This is a genomic window from Streptomyces sp. NPDC001530, assembly GCF_042894545.1.
Classification (GTDB): Bacteria; Actinomycetota; Actinomycetes; order Streptomycetales; family Streptomycetaceae; genus Streptomyces.
This window is the reverse complement of sequence record NZ_JBIAVS010000001.1, coordinates 12,983-35,226: the sequence shown is the minus strand read 5'-3', so window position 1 is coordinate 35,226 and position 22,244 is coordinate 12,983. Positions and strand designations below refer to the sequence as shown.

Sequence of the window (22,244 nt, the reverse complement as noted above, 5' to 3'; positions counted from 1 at the left end):
CGGAACAGCGGTCCCGGTCGGCAGTGGAAGGGTCCGGCTCTCCGGCGGGAGGGCCGGACCGCTCCGCGTACGGGCACGCGTCAGTCGCGTGCCCGCGCCCGCAGCAGGAGCAGCGCGACATCGTCGAGCCGCTCCGGTGTCTCCGTCTCGCCATGCTGTACGAGGCTGTCGGCGAGCTCGTCCAGGGGCTGGTCGCCGGTCTCGGCGAGCCGCCGCCCCAGGTTCGCGAGGGCCTCCTCGATGTCGACGCCGGGGGACTCGATCAGACCGTCGGTGTAGAGGGCGAGCACGGACCCGGGGACGAAGGGCACCTCGGTCGTCGGATACGTGGCCGACGCGTCGATCCCGAGCAGCGGCCCGCCCGCAAGGTCGAGCACCCGGACCTTGCCGTCCGGCCGCCGCAACAGGGGCGGCGGGTGTCCCGCGCGCGCCATGACGGCCACCTCGCGCGCGGGGTCGAGGCGCAGATACAGACAGCTGGCGAAGAGGTCGGTGCCCAGGTCGATCAGCAGCCGGTTGGTGCTCCGCATCACCTCCTCCGGCGCCTGACCGACGGTCGTGTACGCGCGGACGGCGGTACGCAGCTGCCCCATCAGGCCCGCCGCCGTCACGTTGTGACCCTGAACGTCGCCGATCACCGCCACGGCCCGGCCGTGCGAGGACACGAGGTCGTAGAAGTCCCCGCCGATCTCCATGCCCCGCGTGGCCGGGAGATAGCGCGCGGCCGCCTCGATCGAAGACAACGACGGCAGGGAGTGCGGGAGCAACGCGGCCTGCAGACCGTGCGCCAGCTGGAGTTTGGCGTCGTAGAGGAGGGCCCGCTCCAGCGCCTGCGCGATCAGCCCGCCCAGGCTCGTGAGCACGGCGCGCTCGTCCGCGGGGAAGATGTGCGGCTGCGCGTAGGCGAGCACACAGGTGCCCACCGGATGCCCGGACGCGATGAGCGGCAGGTACGCCCACGCAGCCATGCCGTCGGGTGTCGCGCTGCGGGCCGGATAGAGGTGCTCCAGATGCTGACGGGAGTCGAAGAAGGCGGGAACACCGCTGTTCAGCGCCTGGGCCCCCGGGGTGTGCGCACTGAGCGGCAGCCCGTCGAAGCGCTCCACGACGTGGGCGTCCGGATAGCCCCGATGCCCGAGCACATGGAGGCGTCCGGCCCGGGTGCCGAGGATGACCAGGGCCTGGCTGCCGACCGCGGGCGCGATCTCGTCCGCGACCAGCTGCACCACGTCCTGCACGCCCGCCGCCTCCGTGAGCGCGCTCGCCAGGCTCAGCACATGGGAGATCGTCACCAGGCGCGGGGTGGTGTCGTCGCCCTGCCGCGGCTCGGCGCGGGTCATCTCGGACACCGCCCGGGCCCGGGAGATGCGCACGCTCAGCCCGCTCGTACTGGGATACAGGCGGAACGACAGCCACTCGCCGGGCGGCCGCAGCGCCACGAACGACGTCACTTGCTGGCTGATCAGCGCGGCACGGTAGCGGTCCTCGTAGACCGGGTCGTTCAGCCAGGGCACGGACGCCCACAGCTGGGTGCCCAGCAGGCCGCTGACCGGGATGCCGAGCAGCTCGGCCGTCGCCGCGTTGGCGAAGCTGACCCGACCGTTCAGATCCATCGCGCACAGTCCGTACGGCAGCCGCGCCACCATCCGGGCCGCCTCCATCGTGCCGAGCGTTCCGGGCACGGTCGCCTCGGAGGCCGGCGCCAGGAGATCCGGCTCGGGGTGGATCGGACGGTGCTGCTCGGCCGCCCGCTCCAGCCGCAGCGCAAGCCGGTCGCACGCGGCGGTGAGATGGTCGCGTTCCCGGTCGGACAGCTCCGGCGGATGGGAGCCGGGCCAGGTCACGAAGACGGCGCCGTACGCCGTGTTCTCGGTCGCCACCGGGAGCGCGGCCAGCGCGAAGGGATAGGGCAGCACCACGGCGATCCGGGGATAGCGGCGGGCCATCTCCTCCTCGCCGCTGACCCAGATCAGCCGGCGCTCCCGTACCGCCTCGGCGACCGGGATCGACGCGCTCAGCCCCACCCGCTCCCACGGCGCGGCGAAGGCCCTGGGCAGCCCCGCCATGACCGCCATCTCCAGGACCGGCTCGCCGGACGCCAGCAGATACACCGCGCCGGAGTGCGCGTGGACGTCGTCCAGCATCGCGGCCAGCGTCAGCGACAGCAGCGGCCGTCCGACGGGCGCCGGTCGACTCGCCGGCGCCTGCGCGGACCGCTGCCAGTCGGGCACGCCGACCACCTCCTCGCAGGGCCGCGCGACGGATCCCAGGGGTCAAGGCTCTCTCTTGGCGGCCCGTCCCGCACGGCGAGCCGACCCGCCGACCGCGCCGCGAGCAGTTCGGCGGCGCGGGGACGGCCCGGGTATCGCGCGCAGCGTCCGGACGTCGCGTCAGCCGCGTCCAGGAGCTGGACGGCGGGTGGGGCCGGCGGGTATCGCGCGCAGCGTCCGGATGGCGTGGGCCGCGCGGCGAGCTGGACGGTGGGTGGGTGGACACGGCCTGCGAGGTTCCGTGTGGCGCCCGGGTGTCGCGCAAGCGGGAGCTGGACGGCGGGTGGAGGCGGCCCGGGCATCGCCTGCAGCGTTCGGACGGCGTGGACGGCGCGGGAGGCAGACACGGCCTGCGACAACCTGTGTGGCGCCCGGGTGTCGCCAGCCGCGCAGCGAGCCCGACGGCAGGGTGGCGGACAACCCGGGCATCCCGCTCGCGGCGTCCGGACGCCGTGCTTCGTCGCAGGCCCGGCGGCCTCGGAACGGTCACAGGGGCTGCGCGAGCGTCCCGGAAGCGCTGTAATTGCGGACGTGGTCAGTGAGGGCGCTGCGGAACGCAGAACGAGAACGCTGCGTGCCGAACTTGCCCTCAAGGCGATCGCCACGGACCTGGACCCGCGCGAGCGACTGCGCCGCGTCCTCGAACAGGGCCTCGTCTTCACCAGCGCCACCCTCACGGCCGTGTACTCATCGAGCGAGAGCGGCGACGAACTGCACCTGGCCGAGTCCACCGGAATGCCGAGGACGCTGTACGGGCTGCGCGACAGCTACCCCCTCTCCGGCGGGTCCCCCGCGGTGGACGTCCACCGGTCGGGCCGGCCGCTCTGGCTCGGCCCGCAGGAGGTCGCCCGCTGCGCGGACGCCCGGCGACTGCCGTCCCAGGACTTCTCGCTGGCCGTGCTGCCACTGCGGGACGACGGCTGCCTGGTCGCCGTCAGCGAGCACCCGGACGGCTTCGGCTCCGAGGACCGCGAGTACCTGGGCCTGCTTGCCGAGGCCGTCGTCTGCCCGCCGCCCGCCACGGCCGAGGACACCGAGTCCCTGCCCGCCAGCTCCTTCAGCCTCGCCATGGACACCGGGCACGTCGAGGTCGCCGACGAGGTGCTGGAACTGTTCGGCCTGAGCCCGGACGACTTCGACGGCAAGGTGGAGACGCTGCTGTCGATGACCGTGCCGGAGGACCTGCCCTCGCTCATGTCCGCCGTGGAGCCGGACCCCCTGGCCATCGGCGACCGCGAGCTGGAGTTCCGGATTCTCCAGCCTTCCGGCGGGCAGCGCTGGCTGCGGCTGCGCGCCCGCCTGCTGCCCGGCGGCGAAGGCCGTCCGGCGCGACTCGTGGGCACGGTCTCCGACGCCTCGAAGCTGCGCTCCGGCGTCAACGACGTGGCCCGCGTCCAGCGGCTTGCTACGGCCCTGGCCAGCGCGGGCACCGTCCGCGACGTCGGCCGGGCCGTGGTCGCGGCCCTGCGTAAGCCCCTCCAGGCCGACCGGATCGCCCTCGCCGGACTGGAGGGCGACCGTCTCGTCGTCACCGTCCTCGACCCGCCCGAGCCCGAGGCCTGGCCCGAGCTGTGGCGCACCGAATGGCGCTCGGAGTGGCCGGACGCGCCCGTCCGCGCCATGCCGACGCTCGCCGCGGCCCTCGGCGAGGGGCGCCCCGCCATCTGGCCCGCCGGGGCGCCCCTGGAGCCGGCGCTCGCCGACGTCGGCCCCGGCGGCCTCGCGGTCCTTCCGCTGCCCGCCGGCGGACTGATGGCCGGCGCCTGCCTGATCGGCTGGGACACCCCGCACGACTTCGGCCCCGAGGAACGCGCCCTGCTCACCGCGGCCGCGGGCCTGACCGGCCAGGCCCTGACGCGGGCCCACGCCTTCGACGCCGAGCACGAACTCATCGGCATGCTCCAGCGCACGCTGCTCCCGCGCCGGCTGCCCCAGTTGCCTGGCGCGGTCGCCGTCGCCCGCTATCTCCCGACCACGGCGGGCCTGGAGGTCGGCGGCGACTGGTACGACGTGATCCCGCTGCCCGACAACCACGTCGCCCTCGTCATCGGCGACGTCCAGGGACACAGCGCCTCGGCCGCGACCCTCATGGGCCAGATGCGCACGGCCCTGCGCGCGTACGCCATCGAAGGGCACCCCCCGGACGTGGTGGTCTCGCACGCCAACCGTCTCCTCACGGACCTGGAGACCGACCTCTTCGTCACCTGCTGCTACGTCGACGTGGACATGGAGGAGGGTTCCGCCTGGTACGTCCGCGCCGGACACCTGCCGCCGGTGCTGCGCCACCCGGACGGCCGTACGGAGATCCCCGAGTCGGACGGCGGGCCGCCGCTCGGCGTCATCGCCCAGGCCGACTTCCCCCTCAGCCCGCTGCGGCTGCAGCCCGGGACCATCGTGGCCCTGACCACGGACGGTCTCGTCGAGTCCGTCGAGGTCGACATCGAGGACGGCCTGAACCGGCTCGCCTCGGCGCTCGCCGCCTCCGATCCCGCCCACCTCGGACTCGTGGCCGACGGACTGCTCGTGGGCGCCAACCGCAGCGACGACGTGGCCCTCCTCCTGATGCGCTACGACGGCATGGCGACGCGTCCGCTCCGCGAGAGCTGGACCGTCTGGCGCGTCCCCGAGGCGGTCCGGCACGCCCGCCGCTTCACCAAGCGCGTCATGCGCTCCTGGGACGTGAGCGAGAACACGGACGCGGTGCTCCTCGTCGTCTCCGAACTTGTCACCAACGCCCTCGTGCACACCGACGGCCAGGTCAGGCTCGACCTCACCTTGATCAACCACCGGTTCCGGGTCTCGGTCGCAGACAACTCGGCGCGTTCGCCGGTCAAGCCCACCAGCATCGGCTGGGAGGCCACCGGCGGCCGCGGCATCCTCCTCGTCGAGGCCATGTCGGCGGCCTGGGGGACGGTGCCGGTGAGTGGCGGGAAACAGGTGTGGAGCGACGTCCTGCTGGAGTGACCGCGTGCGCGGTCGTGCCGGGGCGCACCACCGGGGGCATGTGCGTGGTCGTGCTGGGGCGCACCACCGGGGCGTGCGCGGTCGCGCCGGGGCGCACCACCGCCGTTGCGCGGTCGCGCCCGGTTCCCCGCCGCGAAATCGTGGGGGAGTGAGGGGAGTGACACCCTGAGGGGGTGCGTCTGCTGCTGATGTCCGACACCCACCTCCCGAAGCGGGCGAAGGAACTCCCCGCCCAGCTGCTCGCCGAACTCCCGCTCGCCGACGTGGTCATCCACGCGGGCGACTGGGTGGACACCGCCACCCTCGACCTGCTGGAGGACCGCTCCCACACGGTCATCGGCGTGTACGGCAACAACGACGGCCCGGCACTGCGCGCCCGCCTCCCCGAGGTCGCCCGCGCCGAACTGGGCGGCCTGCGCTTCGGAGTCGTCCACGAGACCGGTGCCGCCCAGAGCCGCGAGCACCGCTGCGCCGAACGCTTTCCCGACCTCGACGTCCTGGTCTTCGGCCACAGCCACATCCCCTGGGACACGACGACGCCGACCGGCCTGCGCCTCCTCAACCCCGGCTCGCCGACCGACCGCCGCCGCCAGCCCCACTGCACGTACATGACCGCGACGGTGGCGGACGGCCGGCTGACCGAGGTGACACTGCACCGGCTGTCACCGCGTACCGGCTAATTCAGTGGACGCCCCCGCCCGCTCCCGCTGAGATGGACGGCGTGTCGATCGACGCTGATCTCGTACGCCGTCTGCTGGCCGCGCAGTTTCCCGAGTGGGCCGAACTGCCCCTGGAACCCGTCCCGTTGTCGGGCATGGACAACGCCACCTTCCGGCTGGGCGACGAGTTGTCCGTACGCCTGCCGCGCTACGCCCGCTGGGTCGGCCAGGTGGAACGCGAGCACACGTGGCTGCCGCGCCTCGCGCCGCACCTGCCGCTGCCCGTGTCCGAACCGCTGGCGAAGGGGGAGCCGGGGGAGGGATACCCGTTCCCCTGGTCCGTCTACCGATGGCTGGAGGGGGAGACGGCCACGACCGACGGCCTGGCCGATCCGGTCCAAACGGCCGTGCGGCTGGCCGAGTTCATCACCGCCCTGCAGAAGCTCGATGCCACCGGCGGTCCCGGCCCCGAGTGGAGCAACGCGTTCCGCGGTGTGCCCATGGGCGACGAGCGGGACTCCCTGGCAGCCGAGGCACGCGTCCGTCCCAAGATCGCGGCGCTCAAGGGCCTGGTCGACACCGACGCGGTGACGGAGGTGTGGGAGGCGGCGCTCGCGGCGCCCGCCTGGGACGCACCGCCGGTGTGGATCCACGGCGACCTGGCGACCGGCAATCTGCTGGCCGTCGACGGTCGGTTGAGCGCGGTCATCGACTTCGGGACGCTCGCCGTGGGCGACCCGGCCGTCGATCTGCTGCCCGCGTGGATGTTCCTGCCCGCCCAGGCGCGCGGCGCGTTCCGTGCCGCGCTCGGCCTGGACGATGCGACATGGGCGCGCGGCCGCGGCTGGGCGCTCGCCGGATCCCTGCCCGTGGCGGACGACCCGTTCTTCCAGAAGGACCCGGCCCGGGTGACCGCGGCGCTGCACCACCTGGAGCAGGTGATCGCCGACCACCGCGACGAGGCCGGCTGACCGGCTCAGCGGTGCCGACGCCGTCGTATCCGCAAGAACACCAGCGCGGCCACGGCGGCCGCGGCGACCACCGCCACCAACCGCTTGGCGACCGGTACCCCGGCCGTCCGCAACAGGTCGATCGGCTCCGCCTCGGAACTCACCGAAGCCGTCGGCTCGTTGAGCAACTCGGATTCCTTGAGCCGGCCGGGTTCCTCGAGTCCGCCGGGTCCTTCGACTCCGCCGGTTCCTTCGAGGCGCTCGGACAGACAGTCGGCGAACTGCCCGACCAACTTGTCGCCCACCTCCGCCATGACGCCGCGCCCGAACTGCGCCGGACGTCCCGTCACCGTCAGATCGGTGCGCACCGACACGGCCGTGCCGCCGTCGCGTTCGCTGAGCGTGCCCGTGACGGTGGCTCGCGCCGTCCCCTGGCCGCGCGCTTCCTTGCCGCTCGCGATCAGCACGATCCGGTGTGCCTCCTCGTCCTGCTCCTCGAAGACGGCGGTGCCCCGGTACGTCAGCGTGATGGGGCCCACCTTCACCTTCACCGAGCCGGTCACGGTCTTGCCGTCGTAGTCCTCGACCGTCGCGCCCGGCATGCACGGGGCCACCCGCTCGATGTCCAGGAGCACCCGCCAGGCGTCCTGGACCGGGACGGGGACCGTGAACTCGTGGTACAGATCCATCTTCTCCTCCTGGATCGGGCTGTTTTAGAAGCCTCCTGGACCATGCGGCCCTGGTGCCTCCTGGATTCGGCTACCTCGGATGAATCGCCCCGCCCGTCGCCGTCAGGGGCGCCCCGCTGCCGCCCCACCGCAGCGCGACGATCTCCGCGGCGACGGACACGGCCACCTCCTCAGGCGTACGCGCCCCGAGATCGAGCCCGACGGGTGAGCGCAGCCGGGACAGTTCACGCTCCGACAGACCGGCCTCGGCCAGCCGTTTCATCCGGTCGTCGTGCGTACGACGGCTGCCCATCGCACCGATGTACGCGGCCGGACGGCGCAGCGCCTCCTCCAGCAGGGGCACGTCGAACTTCGGGTCATGAGTGAGGACGCAGATCACGCTGCGCGCGTCGGTCGTCGTACCGCTCAGATAGCGGTGCGGCCAGTCGACGACGACCTCCACGCCCTCCGGGAACCGTTTCGGCGTGGCGAAGACCGGGCGGGCGTCGCACACCGTGACCCGATAGCCGAGGAAGTCACCGATGCGGGCCACCGCCGCCGCGTAGTCGATCGCACCGAAGACGAGCATGCGCGGCGGTGGCGCGAAGGAGTTCAGGAAGACGGTGACGGCGTCCTCGCGGCGCTCGCCGTGCGGCCCGTAGTGCCGCCGGATCGTGGCGCCCTGGGCCAGCTCCCCGCGCGCGTCGGCGGTGACGGCGACGTCCAGACCGCTCGACCCGAGGGAGCCAGACACCCCACTGGAGAGCCCCGACTCCTCGTCCGGCCACACGGCGAGCGTGGCGCCGAGCGGCGCCGGTCCGTCGATCACCGTCGCCACCGTCACCGGGCGCCCGGCTGCCACCGACTCGGCCACCGCGGCGAAGGACGGGTCGTCGGCGGGGGACACCCGGCGCACGAGCAGCGTGATCTCGCCGCCGCAGGTGAGCCCGACGGCGAACGCGTCCTCGTCGCTGTACCCGAAGGTCTCCAGACGTGCCTCGCCGGATTCCACGACCTCCTGGGCCAGCTCGAAGACCGCGCCCTCCACGCAGCCGCCGGACACACTGCCCACGACCTCGTCACCGGGGCCCACGGCCATGGCCGCGCCCGGGTCGCGGGGCGCGCTGCGGCTCACCGCCACCACCGTGGCGAGCCCGAACGGGGAGCCCGCCGCGTACCACTCGTTCAGCGCCGGGAGGATGTCACGCATCGCTCGCTCCCTTCACGCGCGGGGTGCGTCTCTCTCAAGGGTCCGCTCCTCTCACCACCGCCGCCAGACGCTCCAGCGCGGCCAGGCTGTGCCCCTCGACGAACGCGTCCACGCTGGGCAGCGCCGCCGCCATACCTGCGGCCAAGGGCGCGTATCCGGGGCGGGCCTTGCGCGGATTGGCCCAGATCACCCGGTGCGCGAGCCGGTGCAAGCGTCGCATCTGGGCCGCGAGCAGGGCCGGATCGCCACGCTCCCAGCCGTCCGAGAGCAGCACCACCACCGCGCCGCGCGCCATGCCCCGCCCGCCCCAGCGGTCCAGGAAGCCCCGCAGCATCTCGCCGAGCCGGGTGCCGCCGCGCCAGTCGGGGACCGCCGCCGCGAGCGCCGCCATGGCCGTGTCGGGGTCGCGGTGCGTGAGTTCGCGGGTCACCCGGGTCAGCCGGGTGCCGATCGTGAACACCTCCGTACGGGGACCGTGCTCCGTGGGTGTCCCTTGCGAGGCCGCGTGCGCGAACCGAAGCAGCGCGTCCGCGTACGGGGCCATCGAGCCGCTCACATCCACCAGCAGCACCACCCGGCGCGGGCGCTCGGCCCGGGCGTGCCGCCGTAGCCGGGCCGGCTCACCGCCCCGCCGCAGCAACTCCCGTACGGTACGCCGCGGATCCACGCTGCCGCGCCGCGCCGGGTGCCGCCGCGCGGAGCGCCGCACCTCACCGCGCAGCCGGAACGCGGCCAGCAGCCGCCGCAGTTGCTCCCGCTCGGCCGCCGTGAGCCCGGCGACATCCCGGTGGCGCAGTACGTCGGTGGAGCTGGCGAGCGTGGGCATCGGTTCGGCGTCTTCCGTGGTCCGCGTCGCCGGGCGCGGAACGGGACCGGCATCGCGGACGACCATCCGCAGCCGTGGCGGGGGAACGGAACGCGCCGGGGCGCCGTCCGCCTTCGCGCCGAAGTAGGCGGCGAAGACCCGTTCGTAGCGCTCGAGATCGTCCTGGCTCCCGCACAGGGTGAGCCGTCCGGCCCAGTACACCTCGGAGCGCACGCCGGGATCGAGGAGAGCGAGCGCGCCGAGGAAGGCCTGCACGCGGTCGGGCCCGGCGTCGACACCGGCCGTGCGCAGGGCTCGTGCGAACCCGACCAGGACGGCGGACGCGTCGACGGTTCCCTCGCGCTCCATGCCGCTACGCCCCCCGGCTGGAAAGGATCGCCGTCAGATCCAGTCCCCGGGCCCGCTCCGCGTCCTCCCGGTACTTCAGCACCGAGCCCAGCGTGGCCACCGCCAGCTCGGCGTCCACCTCGGTGGCGCCCAGCGCGTGCAGGGCCTCCGCCCAGTCGATGGTCTCCGCGACCCCGGGCGGTTTGAGCAGGTCCTCGGCGCGCAGGGCCTGGACGAGCGCGGTGACCTGCTCGGCGAGCCGTGCGGTCACCTCCGGCAACCTCCGTCTGACGATGGCGAGTTCGCGGGCGAACCCGGGGTGGTCGAACCAGTGGTAGAGACAGCGCCGCTTCAGCGCGTCGTGCACCTCGCGGGTGCGGTTGGAGGTGAGGACCACGATCGGTGGCGACTCGGCGCGCAGCGTGCCCAGTTCGGGGATCGTGACCGAGTACTCCGACAGCAGCTCCAGCAGGAATGCCTCGAACTCGTCGTCCGCGCGGTCGACTTCGTCGACGAGCAGCACGGACGGCTGGGTCTCCAGCGCCCGCAGGAGGGGCCGCGTGATGAGGAACCGGCGGTCGTACAGCTCGCCTTCGAGCCGGTCGGCGTCCGTGACGCCGGCGGCTTCGGCGGCCCGCAGATGCAGGAGCTGGCGTGGGAAGTCCCAGTCGTACAGGGCCTGGGACGCGTCGATGCCCTCGTAGCACTGCAGCCGGATCAGTGGGGCGCCGGTCGCCTCGGCGAGGGCGGACGCGAGCGCGGTCTTGCCCACGCCCGCGTCGCCCTCGCAGAAGATCGGCCGGTGCAGCCGCAGCGCCAGGAAGCAGGCAACGGCCAGCCCCTCGTCGACGAGGTACCCCGTCTTCTCCAGGCGGGCCCGTACCTCGTCCGGACCGCTCAAGCCGTCCACGGCCATGCCGGTGATGGGCTCCTCACCCCATCCCGCCGGCGGCCAGCACCGCCCGCTTGGTCAGGACCTGGGCCAGGTGCGCGCGGTACGCGGGCGAGGCCGACGCATCCGACGACGGGTGCGTCCCGTCTGCCGCCACCTCGGCGGCCCGTTGTACCGCGCCCGGCGCCGCGGCGCCCACGAGCGCCTCCTCGGTGGCCCCGGCCCGCAGCGGCGTCGAGCCCATGTTCGACAGCCCGATCCGGGCCTCGGCGATGTGCCCGTTGTCGCGCCGCACGAGCGCCGCCACGCCGACCACGGGCCAGGCCTGCGCGACCCGGCGGAACTTCTCGTAGTGGAAACCCCAGCTGTCCACTGTCGGGATCTCCACTTCGACCAGTAGTTCGTCCGGGCGCAGCGCTGTCTGCAGATAGTCCACGAAGAACTCGCGGGCCGGGATGGCGCGCCGTCCCGCCGGCCCTTCCGCGATCAGCGTCGCGTCGAGCGCGAGGATCACGGCGGGCAGGTCACCGGCCGGATCGGCGTGCGCGAGCGATCCGCCGAGGGTGCCGCGATGGCGTACGGCGGGATCGGCGACCGTCGCGGTGGCCGCCGCGAGCAGCCCTGCATGCCGGCGTACCCGCGGGTCGAGGATGACGTCGTGGTGCGAGGTCATCGCGCCGATGATCAGTGTGCCCTCGTCCTCGCGGATCCCGCGCAGCTCCGGAATGCGGCCGACGTCGACGAGCAGTTCGGGAAAGGCGAGCCGCAGCCGGAGCAGCGGCAGCAGGCTCTGCCCGCCGGCCAGCACCTTCGCGTCCTCGCCCGCGTCCGCGAGGGTGCGCACGGCCTCCTCGACGCTCGCGGGCCTGGCGTACTCGAATGCCGGGGGAATCATGCTGAGCCGTCCTTTCCGGAACGAGCCTGCTCGATGGCCTCCCAGACCCGCTGCGGCGTACAGGGCATCGCCAGCTCGGTCACCCCCAGCGGGCGCAGCGCGTCCACGATCGCGTTGACGACCGCGGGCGTCGAGGCGATGGTCCCCGACTCGCCGACTCCCTTGGCGCCCAAGGGGTTCGAGGTGGCGGGCGTCTCCGTGCGGTCCGTCACGAACTCGGGCAGATCGGCCGCCGAGGGCACCAGATAGTCGGCCATCGTGCCGGAGACCAGGTTGCCCTCGTCGTCGTACACCGCCTCCTCGTACAGCGCCTGCGCGATGCCCTGCGCGACTCCGCCGTGCACCTGTCCCTCGACGATCATCGGGTTGATGACCCGGCCGACGTCGTCGACGCAGACGTACGAGCGGATGGTGGTCCGTCCGGTCTCGGTGTCGACCTCGACGGCGCACAGGTGGGTGCCGTGCGGGTAGGAGAAGTTCTCCGGGTCGACCAGGTGCTCGGCGTTGATGGTGGGTTCCATGCCGTCGGGAAGGTCGTGCGAGGAGAACGTCTCGAAGGCGATCTCCTGGATGGTCTTGCGCGCCTCGGGCGAGCCCTTCACGGAGAACACGCCATGCGTGAACTCCAGGTCGTGCTCGCTCGCTTCGAGAAGGTGCGCGGCCACCTTCCGCGCCTTCTCCACCACCTTCTGGGCGGCGTGATGCACGGCCGCCCCGCCGACGACGAGCGAGCGCGAGCCGTAGGTGTCCATGCCCTGCGGGGCCGCCTTGGTGTCGCCATGCAGCACTTCGACGTCCTCGAACGGCACTCCCAGCACGTCGGAGGCGATCTGGCTCCAGCAGGTCACATGTCCCTGCCCGTGCGGACTGGTGCCGGTGACCACCTCGACCTTGCCGGTCGGCAGCATGCGGATGCTCGCCGCCTCCCAGCCTCCGGCCGCGTACCGCAGATCCCGCAGCACCCGGCTCGGCGCGAGCCCGCACATCTCGGTGTACGTGGACACACCGATGCCGAGCCGCACCACGTCCTCGTGCTCGTTGCGCTTCTGCTGCTCGGAGCGCAGTTCGTCATACCCGAAGAGCGCGAGCGCCTTGTCGGTGGCGGCCTCGTAGTTGCCGCTGTCGTACGTCAGTCCCGCGACGGCCGTGTACGGGAACTCCTCGTGACGGATCCAGTTGCGGCGCCTCAACTCGATCGGATCCAGGCCGAGTTCGACGGCCAGCTCGTCCATGATCCGTTCGATGGCGTACGTCGCCTCGGGGCGCCCGGCGCCGCGGTAGGCGTCCGTGGGCGTCTTGGTCGTGAACACCCCGGTGCACGTGAAGTCGTAGGCGTCCATCTTGTAGATCCCCGGGTACATGAACGCGCCCAGGATCGGGATGCCCGGCGTGACGAGCATGAGGTACGCGCCCATGTCGGCCAGCAGATCGACCTTGAGACCGAGCAGCTTGCCCTCGTTGGTGGCGGCGATCTCGATGTCCTGGATCATCCCGCGCCCGTGATGGGTGGCGAGATACCCCTCGGACCGCGACTCGGTCCACTTCACCGGGCGGCCCAGCCGCCTCGCCACGGCGAGCGCGAGGGCCTCCTCGCCGTACACCTGGAGCTTGGAACCGAAGCCGCCGCCCACGTCGGGGGCGATCACCCGCAGCTTGTGCTCGGGGACGCCGGTGACCATGGACAGCATGATCCGCAGGATGTGCGGGATCTGGGTGGCGGAGTAGACGGTGTACTCGCCGGAGGCGGCCAGCGGCGTCACGACCACCGCCCGCGGCTCCATCGCGTTGGGGATGAGCCGCTGCTGGACGTAGCGGCGCTTCAGCACCACATCCGCGCGCTGCCGGACCGAGCCGTAGTCCTCACCGGTGGCGAGGGGCCAGACGTAGCAGCGGTTGGTGCCCTTGTCCGCGTGGACCAGCGGGGCGTCCTCGGCGAGGGCGGCCTCCAGGTCGAGGACCGGGGGCAGCGGCGTGTAGTCGACCTCGACGGCTTCCAGGGCGTCGGCGGCCGCGTACCGGTCGCGGGCCACGACGACGGCCACCGGATCGCCCGCGTAGCGGACTTCGTCGACCGCGATCGGCGGGTGGTCGGGCAGGACGATGTCCTCGGTGACGGGCCAGGCGCACGGCAGCGAGCCGAGGCCTTCGGCGAGGTCACGGCCGCTGAACGCGGCGACCACGCCGGGGCGTTCGCGTGCGGGTGCCACGTCGACCCGGTCGATGCGGGCGTGCGCCATGGGGCTGCGCAGGATCGCCAGGTACAGCAGTCCGTTGACGCTGATGTTGTCCGTCCAGTTGGTCTGGCCGGTGACGAGTCGGGCGTCCTCCTTGCGCGGCCGGGAGCGGCCGACCTCGCGCTCGGTGACCTGGTCGGTCATGTCGTGACCTCCTGCCCGGAGGCGGCCAGGACCGCGCGCACGATGTTCTGGTAGCCGGTGCACCGGCAGAGGTTGCCCTCGAGGGCCTGGCGTACGTCGTCCGCCGTCGGGTCGGGGTTCTCGCGGAGCAGATCCCGGGCGGCCATGATCATGCCCGGGGTGCAGTAGCCGCACTGCAGAGCGTGCCGCTCGTGGAAGGCCGTCTGCAGCGGATGCCACTGCCCGTCCTGGGCGAGCCCCTGGACCGTCGTCACTTCGCTGCCGTCGGCCTGGACGGCGAGCACCGAGCAGCTCTTGACGCTCTCCCCGTCGAGGTCGACCGTGCAGGCCCCGCAGTTCGAGGTGTCGCAACCGATCGGGGTGCCGGTCAGACCCAGGCGGTCTCGCAGGTAGTGCACCAGGAGGAGGCGGGGTTCGACCTCGTCCTCGTATGTGGTTCCGTCCACCTTCACCGAAATGCGGGTCATGTGCCCTCCCAGAGAGCCAGGTGAGGGGTATCAGCCATTTTACGTGACGTGCGTCACTCTAGGGCCGAGTGCCGAGGCGGGCGAGTGCTGCGGCAGGCATTTGTTGAGCGTTAATCCGTTGTCGTCGGACACGGTCGCCTGCTGCACTACGGGGGACGCGTCCACCGGGATCAGGGAGCAGCAATGCGCACACCGTTCATGTCCGCCCAGGAAGGAATCACTCCCACTTCAAAGGACATGACACCCGGTGCATATGCTCAACCTGGGGATTCTGGCGCACGTAGACGCCGGTAAGACAAGCCTGACCGAGCGGCTGCTGCACACGGTCGGGGTCATCGATGAGATCGGCAGCGTCGACGACGGAAACACCCAGACCGATTCCCTCGCGCTGGAGCGGCAGCGCGGCATCACGATCAAATCCGCCGTCGTCTCCTTCGCGCTCGACGACATCACCGTCAATCTGATCGACACTCCCGGCCACCCCGACTTCATCGCCGAGGTGGAGCGGGTGCTCAGCGTGCTCGACGGCGCCGTGCTCGTCGTGTCGGCCGTGGAGGGCGTACAGGCGCAGACCCGTGTGCTGATGCGGACGCTCCAGCGGCTGAGGATTCCCACGCTCGTCTTCGTGAACAAGATCGACCGGGGCGGAGCGCGGTACGACCGTGTGCTGGAGGGCATCTCCACGCGGCTCACCCCGGCGATCGTCCCGATGGGTCAGGTGGGTGACCCGGGCACCCGGGACGCTCACTTCACCCTCTTCGACGACGCCGTGCTGCAGGCGCCCCTCCTCGATCTGCTCGCCGAGCACGACGACGAACTGCTGGCCGCGTACGTCGAGGGCCGCGTGTCGCGGGGCCGGCTCCGCGCCGCTCTCGTGCGGCAGACTGGCGAGGCCCTGGTGCACCCTGTGTTCTTCGGCTCGGCCATGACGGGCGCGGGCATCACGGAACTGATCGCCGGGATCAAGGAGTTGCTGCCCTCGGCCGAGGGCGACGCCGACGGCCCGGTCTCGGGCACCGTCTTCAAGGTCGAGCGCGGACCCGCCGGGGAGAAGATCGCGTACGCGCGGATGTTCTCCGGGACACTGCGGACGCGCGACCGGTTGACCTTCCGTGACGGCGAGGAGGGGAAGGTCACCGCGATCAGCGTCTTCGACCAGGGCTCGGCCGTCCGGGAGGGGGCGGTGGCGGCGGGGCGGATCGGCAAGCTCTGGGGGCTCGGCGACATCCGGATCGGCGACACTATCGGCGTACCGCGGAAATCGCCGACGGACGAGCACCATTTCTCCCCGCCGACGCTCGAAACCGTGGTCGTCCCCTGCCGTCCGGCCGACAAGGGCGCCCTGCATCTCGCGCTTACCCAGCTCGCCGAACAGGACCCGCTGATCAACCTGCGGCAGGACGAGGTGCGCAAGGAGATCTCCGTATCGCTCTACGGCGAGGTGCAGAAAGAGGTCATCCAGGCGACGCTGGCGGACGAATTCGGCATCGACGTCACCTTCCGCGAGACGACACCCCTGTGTATCGAACGGCCTGTGGGCACCGGCGCGGCAGTCGAGTTCAACAAGAAGAACCCCAATCCCTTTCTCGCGACCGTCGGACTGCGCATCGATCCGGCGCCGGTGGGGTCCGGAGTGGAATTCCGCCTGGAGGTCGAACTCGGCGCGATGCCGTACGCATTCTTCAAAGCGGTAGAGGACACCGTGAAGGAGACGCTGGGGCAGGGAATCCACGGGTGGCAGGTCACCGACTGCACGGTCACCATGACCCACTCCGGCTATTCACCACGACAGAGCCATGCCCACCAGGGTTTCGACAAGAGCATGTCCAGTACCGGCGCCGACTTCCGGGGCCTGACCCCGCTGGTGGTGATGGGCGCGCTCCGCGAGGCGGGCACTCAGGTGTACGAGCCGATGCACCGGTTCCGCCTGGAGGTCCCGGCGGACACGCTCGCGGCGGTGCTGCCCGTGCTGGCGAAACTGCGCGCCGTACCGCAGACCACGGAGATGCGTGGCGCGTCGTGTGTGATGGAGGGGGTCGTCCCGGTCGCCCTGGTGCATGAACTGGAGCAGCAGCTACCAGGGTTGACGCGCGGCGAGGGCGAGCTGGAATGCGCCTTCGACCACTACGCGCCTGTCGTGCGCGGCACGGTCCCGGACCGGTCGCGGACCGACCTCAATCCACTGGACCGGAAGGAGTACCTGCTGAACGTGACGCGACGGGTGGGCAGTTGAGACCTATGGGGTGTACGAGGCCTATGAGACGGAGAGGAGAAGTGGAACCTTACTCATAAGTCAGAAGTGTTGACGCGTCCTGATGCGAACGGGACTGTAGTGGACATGTCGAAGTTAGGTGCGCGTCTGCTCGGCGTTCTCGTGCTGATCACCGGCTTGCTGACGGCCACAGGCGCACAGCCCGCGGCCGCCGACCCCCTCCCCGACTCGCTGTGGTTCGACACCCAGGCGTCGGCCACCCTGACCGTCGCCGGCGGCCGTTTCACCGACGGCCTCGGCCGCGAGGTCGTGCTGCGCGGCTACAACGTCTCCGGCGAAACGAAGTTGGAGGAGAACAACGGGCTGCCCTTTGCCTCGGTCGCCGACGCCAGGAAGTCCGCGACCGCGCTGCGCGCCCTCGGCGGCGGCAACTCCGTGCGCTTCCTGCTCTCCTGGGCGCACGCCGAACCCGTACGCGGCCAGGTCGACACCGCCTATCTCGCCGCGGCCACCGACCAGCTGCGCGCCTTCCTCGACGCGGGAATCCGCGTGTACGCCGACTTCCACCAGGACCTCTACTCCCGCTATCTCTTCAACGCGGGCAGCTGGTACAGCGGCGACGGCGCCCCCAAGTGGGCCGTGGCTGCGGGCAATTACCCCCAGGAGTCCTGTGGGATCTGCCTCTTCTGGGGCCAGAACATCACCCAGAACGGGGCCGTGAAACAGGCGTCGTACGACTTCTGGCACAACAAGTACACACTCCAGGACGCCTTCCTCGGCACGGCCCAGACCACGATGGCCTATGTGAAACAGCACCTCACCGCCGACGAATTCGCGGGCGTCATCGGCTTCGACCCGTTCAACGAGCCGTATGCGGGCACCTACGACTCCGGGCAGACCAGCCGCACCTGGGAACGCGATGTGCTCTGGCCGTTCTATGGGAAGTTCCGGGCCCGCATGGACGCGGCCGGCTGGCAGGACAAGCCCGTCTTCGTCGAACCGAACCTCTTCTGGAACGCCAACATCGACTCCCAGAAGCAGGAGGGCGGCCTCCTGGACGCGGGCACACTGGGCCCGCGCTATGTGTTCAACACCCACTTCTACGACCAGAAGGCGATCTCGGGCATCCTCATGTGGGGCAAGGCGGGGGACGGTCAGTACGCCACCGACTTCGGGACGGTGCGCGACCGCGCCTCGGCGGCGGGCACGACGGCGATCGTCAGCGAATTCGGCCACCCGCTCTCGGGATCCGTCTCGGGCAAGGCCCCGACGGTCGACAAGGCGATGTACCAGGCTCTCGACTCCCGCCTCCCGGGCTCCAGTTGGTGGTCGAAGCCGACGGGATCGGGCCCGGTGCTCTCCGGCACCCAGTGGCAGTGGGACATCTACAACGGCCGCCACCACGAGTTGATGAACGACAATCCCGACAAGGTCCTGACCTCCGGCGACGCCTGGAACGACGAGGACCTTTCCGTCGTACGCCTGGACGACTCGGGCACGGCCGTCCTGCGCCAGGACGCCCGCCTCCTGGACCGCCTCTACCCCAGCGCCACCGCGGGCAGCACGGTCGCCTTCACCTACGAGGACCGCTCCCGCGACGGCTCCACCACCCTGACCTGGAACCCGGTTCCGTCGTCCCTGCCGCACGTCTCCCAGCTCGTGGGATCAGGCCAGTACGGCCTGATGCTCTGGCGCTCCAACGGCACGAGCGCCCCCACGGAACTCCACCTGCCGGCGTCCTTCCCGACCTCGGCCACGACCGTGGTGTCCGACCTCGGGGCGATGATCTCCCCACCCGCCTACACCACGACCACGCCGATCGCCGTGGCCCGCGAGCCGGGCGGCACCGGCAGCCGCCGCCTGCTGCTCACCGCACCGGGCTCGGGGACTCTGCACGTCGCGCTGGTCACGAACGGGGCGACGGCGCCGTCCGCCGACCTGTTGGGCGCGGCCCGGATCGAACTGGCGTCGTGGGCCGCGACGGCGGTCAACTAGCCGACGGGACCGACCAGTTCGCCTCCACATGGCCGAGGCGAACGCGCTGGGGGTGGTCGCCGACCGGTACCGACACCGTCTTCTGCCCGGTGGCGAAGTCGATGGCGGTGACCTGGTCGGCGCCGCTCTCGGAGACGATGCAGGCCTTGCCGTCGCCGCTGACGGTCGCCCAGTACGGCTTGGAGGCGGTGACGAGCGGCCCTTCCTGGAGGGTGGCCCGGTCCACGACGGTCGCGTAGTCGTCCATCGTCCCGGCGACGCACAGCTTCGTTCCGGCCGGGTTCATCGAAATGCCGTGGTGGCGGGAGTCATTGACCCAGGTGGTGCGATCGGTGCTGGTCGCGGGGTTCTTGGGCAGGGTCTTCACCCGGGTGATCTTGTCGGAGGCGACGTCGTACTCGAGGAAGCCGTTGAAGAACGACACCTGGAAGTACAGCTTGGACTCGTCGGGGCTGAAGACGGCGGGGCGGACGGCGTCGGAGTAGTCCGTGAGACCGATCGCGTCCAGCCGTTGCCGCATGTCGATCACCTTGACCTGCTTGAAGGTCGTCGCGTCGACGACGGTGATGCGCCGGTCGCCCTTCGTCCAGTCCAGCCACGGGTCGTCGAGAGCGGTGTTGACGTCACCGATCGCCATGTTCCAGATGTACTTGCCGTCGCGGGTGAAGATGTTCTCGTGCGGCTTGTCGCCGGTGGCGAAGGAGCCGAGCTGTTTGCCGGTGGTGATGTCCAGGACGTGCACGGTGTTCGCGGTCGAGGCCGAGACGGCGACACGGGTGCCGTCGGGGGAGACGGCCATGTGGTCGGAGCGATAACCGGACACAGGGAAGCGCCAGTTGATGGTGCCGGTGGCGAGGTCGATGGACACCACGTCCGCGAAACTCGGACGGGACACGACCACCGACTTTCCGTCGGGCGTGGAGTACATGTCGTCGACGAACTGGTCGTGGCCCTCGCCGACGCCATTGCGAATGGCCATGAAGTAGACCCACTTGATCGGATCGGCGTTGATCGCGGCCATCCGTTCGTCCTTGTCCGGAATGACGTTGATCCGGCCGATCTTCGCGAAATCACCGGTGGACTTGATGACGTCCGCGGTGCCCTCCCAGTTGTTGCCCACGAACATCACCTCGCGCAGATCGGCGGCGGAGGCCTGCGCGACGGACGCGGTGGCGGCGGTCGCCGTGCCGCCGAGGGTGAGGGTGAGCGCGGCGGCGAGGGAACAGAGGTGAAGGGGTCTGAGGATGGCCATGGCGGGTCGGACAGGCATGGTGGTCCTTGTCGTAGTGGGGAGTGGCGCGGGTGGTGAGGGCATGACAAGGGAAAATCTGAACACGCCTGCGTTCAGATTGACTTACTGGAAAGTAAGGAGGGGGTGGCTCTCTCCACAAGGGTCCGTGCACGACAAAATCAACCAAGGCACGTGGACAGGTCGCAGCGGCAGGGGAGGAACGCGTGGCGGGCAGGCTCAAACAGCCGACCGGCCGTTACGGGGGAAGGACCGCGGAGGAGCGGCAGGCCGAGCGGCGCCGCCGCTTCCTGGACGCCGCACTCCAACTCTTCGGCGACAGCCCCGGGTTCCGGTCCACGACCGTCGCGGCGCTCAGCGAGGCGGCAGGGCTGTCGACGCGGCAGTTCTACGAGGAGTTCCGTACCCTCGAAGACGTCCTCGCCGCGCTGCACCTCCAGGTCAACGACTGGGCCGAGGAGGCGGCCCTGGCCGCGCTCGCCGACGCGCGGGACCTGCCGCTCGCGGAGCGGGCCACCGCGATCTTCCGCGCCTATGCCGCGAACGTGACGAGCGACCCGCGCCGGATTCGCATCACCTTCGTCGAAATCATCGGCGTGAGCCCCCGGTTGGAGGAGCAACGTCTCGCCCGGCGGGCGCGCTGGGTGGACTTCATCTGCGGCGAGGCGGCGGCGGCCGCGGCGCGGGGGGAGGCGGCTCCGCGTGACTATCGGATCGCCGCGACCGCGTTCATCGGCAGCGTCAACGGGTTGCTGCACGACTGGCGTGCCGGGTGGGTGGACGCGACGCTCGATGAGGTGGTGGAGGAGCTGGTGCGGCAGCTGTTGGGGATCTTGCGCCCGGAGGGGTGGTGCGGGTAGAGGGTGGGGGAGGGGGCTGAACTCTTGCCGGCCGGCGCCGGAAATCTTTAGCCCGTCCGGCGTTTGAGGACGAGGCCGTCAAGGCCGATGGGGGTCCAGGGGACGCAGCCCCTTGGCGGGGGTTTGGGGGCGGAGCCCCCAAGGTCGGGAAGGGTTGGCGGGGGCGAAAACGACAGCACCTCAGCCCGACACCCGCCGCACCGCCTCCGCCACCGGGCCCACCCCGTCCTCGCCCCGGATCCGGGTGGCCAGAGCCCGCGCACACCGCCGATACGACGGCTCCGTCGTCGCCCGGACGAGCGCCGACGTCAACCGAGCGGAGCTCAGCCCCCGCAGCGGCAGCGCCGTCGGCGCCACACCGAGAGAGACCAGCCGGGCAGCCCAGAAACCCTCGTCGAACTGGATCGGCACGGGCACGGCCGGAACCCCGGCACGCAGCCCGGCCGCCGTCGTCCCCGCCCCCGCGTGATGGACCACCGCGGCCATCCGCGGAAAGAGCAAGGAGTGTGGCACCTCCCCGACGGTGAACATGTCGTCACCGGTGGCTCGCAGCTCACCCCACCCCCGCTGGATCACCCCGCGCAGCCCCGCCGCCCGCAGGGCACGTACGACCTCGGCGCTCAGTCGCTCGGGATCGGGCACGGTGGCACTGCCCAGGCCCACGAAGACCGGGGGAGGGCCGGCGTCGAGGAAGTCCCGCAGCGGGGAGGAAAGTTGGGCGTCCGCGCCGTCGTACGGCCACCAGTACCCGGTCACGTCCAGGCCAGGTCGCCAGTCGCACGGCCGGCGCACCACCAGGGGACTGAACCCGTGCTGCACGGGCCACCCCTGCCGCTCCCGGCCGCGTCGCACGGCTCCGGGGCCGAGGCGCGGCAGCCCGAGCCGGGCCCGCAAGGTGCGCACGGTCTGGGCGAAGACCCGCTCGACGGCCACGTTCACCACGTGCCCGGCCGCCCGGTTCACCGCGGGCCCCCACGAGCGGACCCCGGTCACAGGGGGCGCGAACTCCCTTGTGGGGGCGAGCGGTTGGAGATACACACCCATGCTGGGCAGCGACAGCCCTTCGGCGACGGCATGCCCGAGCGGCCCCAGGGAACTGGAGAGCAGGAGTACGTCGCTGGAGTGCGCGGCCTCGATCAGGTCGTCGGTCATCTGCCCGACGAGCGCCCGCGCCATCTCGACGACCCGGATGAGCTTCCCGGCCCCGGTGGAGCTGCGGTGCAGTCCCCGCCCCCGTGCGGACTCCAGCTCCACCCGGGGGTCCACGGGCAGCGCGTGGAACCCCACACCGGAACCGGCCACCAGCGGCTCGAAGCACCCGTGCGTCACCAGGGTGACCTCGTGCCCGGCACGCCACAGGCCGTGCCCGAGCCCGGTGTACGGCGCCACATCGCCCCGCGACCCCGCGGTCATGATCGCTAC

16 protein-coding genes are annotated in these 22,244 nt (G+C 71.4%); 6 read left to right on the top strand and 10 right to left on the bottom strand.

The window, feature by feature from the left end; translation table 11 throughout:
• Positions 1-80 precede the first annotated feature (80 nt).
• Positions 81-2,240 carry a SpoIIE family protein phosphatase gene (locus tag ACFY0T_RS00150; RefSeq protein WP_388863219.1) on the bottom strand — a complete coding sequence of 720 codons (2,160 nt, stop codon included), beginning with the start codon at positions 2,238-2,240 and terminating at the stop codon, positions 81-83.
• Positions 2,241-2,801: 561 nt separating this feature from the next.
• Here ACFY0T_RS00150 and ACFY0T_RS00145 point away from each other — a divergent pair.
• The 3 genes from ACFY0T_RS00145 to ACFY0T_RS00135 all read left to right on the top strand — a co-directional run bounded on the left by ACFY0T_RS00145 (position 2,802) and on the right by ACFY0T_RS00135 (position 6,864).
• Positions 2,802-5,234 carry a SpoIIE family protein phosphatase gene (locus tag ACFY0T_RS00145; protein ID WP_388863217.1) on the top strand — a complete coding sequence of 811 codons (2,433 nt, stop codon included), beginning with the start codon at positions 2,802-2,804 and terminating at the stop codon, positions 5,232-5,234.
• Between the two features lie 173 nt (positions 5,235-5,407).
• A complete protein-coding gene (locus ACFY0T_RS00140; RefSeq protein WP_388863215.1) occupies positions 5,408-5,914 on the top strand; it encodes a metallophosphoesterase family protein in 507 nt (168 codons plus the stop codon).
• 32 nt (positions 5,915-5,946) lie between these two features.
• Positions 5,947-6,864 (top strand): aminoglycoside phosphotransferase family protein, encoded by a 918-nt coding sequence (locus ACFY0T_RS00135; RefSeq protein WP_388863213.1) that lies wholly within the window; start codon positions 5,947-5,949, stop codon positions 6,862-6,864.
• Between the two features lie 5 nt (positions 6,865-6,869).
• On the opposite strand, the gene ACFY0T_RS00130 is transcribed toward ACFY0T_RS00135, so the two are convergent.
• From ACFY0T_RS00130 to ACFY0T_RS00100, 7 genes are all read right to left on the bottom strand, one after another.
• The gene (locus ACFY0T_RS00130; protein ID WP_388863211.1) at positions 6,870-7,532 is read right to left on the bottom strand and encodes an SRPBCC family protein; all 663 of its coding nucleotides are present in this window, start codon (positions 7,530-7,532) and stop codon (positions 6,870-6,872) included.
• Between the two features lie 70 nt (positions 7,533-7,602).
• The gene (locus ACFY0T_RS00125) at positions 7,603-8,721 is read right to left on the bottom strand and encodes an XdhC family protein (RefSeq protein ID WP_388863209.1); all 1,119 of its coding nucleotides are present in this window, start codon (positions 8,719-8,721) and stop codon (positions 7,603-7,605) included.
• A 34-nt stretch (positions 8,722-8,755) separates the two neighbouring features.
• Positions 8,756-9,895: a VWA domain-containing protein gene (locus ACFY0T_RS00120; RefSeq protein ID WP_388863207.1), complete on the bottom strand. Its 1,140-nt coding sequence runs from the start codon at positions 9,893-9,895 to the stop codon at positions 8,756-8,758.
• A gap of 4 nt (positions 9,896-9,899) precedes the next feature.
• A complete protein-coding gene (locus ACFY0T_RS00115; protein ID WP_388863205.1) occupies positions 9,900-10,790 on the bottom strand; it encodes an AAA family ATPase in 891 nt (296 codons plus the stop codon).
• Positions 10,791-10,806: 16 nt separating this feature from the next.
• A complete protein-coding gene (locus ACFY0T_RS00110; protein WP_388863203.1) occupies positions 10,807-11,661 on the bottom strand; it encodes an FAD binding domain-containing protein in 855 nt (284 codons plus the stop codon).
• Entirely contained in the window at positions 11,658-14,039 is a 2,382-nt protein-coding gene (locus ACFY0T_RS00105) for a xanthine dehydrogenase family protein molybdopterin-binding subunit (protein ID WP_388863201.1), read from the bottom strand. The genes ACFY0T_RS00110 and ACFY0T_RS00105 overlap by 4 nt, the downstream gene beginning before the upstream one ends.
• Positions 14,036-14,506 (bottom strand): (2Fe-2S)-binding protein, encoded by a 471-nt coding sequence (locus ACFY0T_RS00100; protein WP_388863199.1) that lies wholly within the window; start codon positions 14,504-14,506, stop codon positions 14,036-14,038. The genes ACFY0T_RS00105 and ACFY0T_RS00100 overlap by 4 nt, the downstream gene beginning before the upstream one ends.
• 247 nt (positions 14,507-14,753) lie before the next feature.
• On the opposite strand from ACFY0T_RS00100, the gene ACFY0T_RS00095 reads away from it, so the two are divergent.
• Positions 14,754-16,739 (top strand): GTP-binding protein, encoded by a 1,986-nt coding sequence (locus ACFY0T_RS00095; RefSeq protein ID WP_388863197.1) that lies wholly within the window; start codon positions 14,754-14,756, stop codon positions 16,737-16,739.
• Positions 16,740-16,844: 105 nt separating this feature from the next.
• The gene (locus ACFY0T_RS00090; RefSeq protein WP_388863195.1) at positions 16,845-18,713 is read left to right on the top strand and encodes a cellulase family glycosylhydrolase; all 1,869 of its coding nucleotides are present in this window, start codon (positions 16,845-16,847) and stop codon (positions 18,711-18,713) included.
• Here ACFY0T_RS00090 and ACFY0T_RS00085 read toward each other — a convergent pair.
• Entirely contained in the window at positions 18,706-19,965 is a 1,260-nt protein-coding gene (locus ACFY0T_RS00085; protein ID WP_388864176.1) for a YncE family protein, read from the bottom strand. The two genes, ACFY0T_RS00090 and ACFY0T_RS00085, sit on opposite strands and share 8 nt — an antisense overlap.
• A gap of 203 nt (positions 19,966-20,168) precedes the next feature.
• On the opposite strand from ACFY0T_RS00085, the gene ACFY0T_RS00080 reads away from it, so the two are divergent.
• Complete coding sequence (locus tag ACFY0T_RS00080; protein WP_388863193.1) at positions 20,169-20,822, top strand: TetR/AcrR family transcriptional regulator; 654 nt, start codon at positions 20,169-20,171, stop codon at positions 20,820-20,822.
• Positions 20,823-21,002: 180 nt separating this feature from the next.
• On the opposite strand, the gene ACFY0T_RS00075 is transcribed toward ACFY0T_RS00080, so the two are convergent.
• Positions 21,003-22,235, bottom strand: a complete 1,233-nt coding sequence (locus tag ACFY0T_RS00075) for a glycosyltransferase (protein WP_388864174.1) — start codon at positions 22,233-22,235, stop codon at positions 21,003-21,005.
• Between the last annotated feature and the right edge of the window lie 9 nt (positions 22,236-22,244).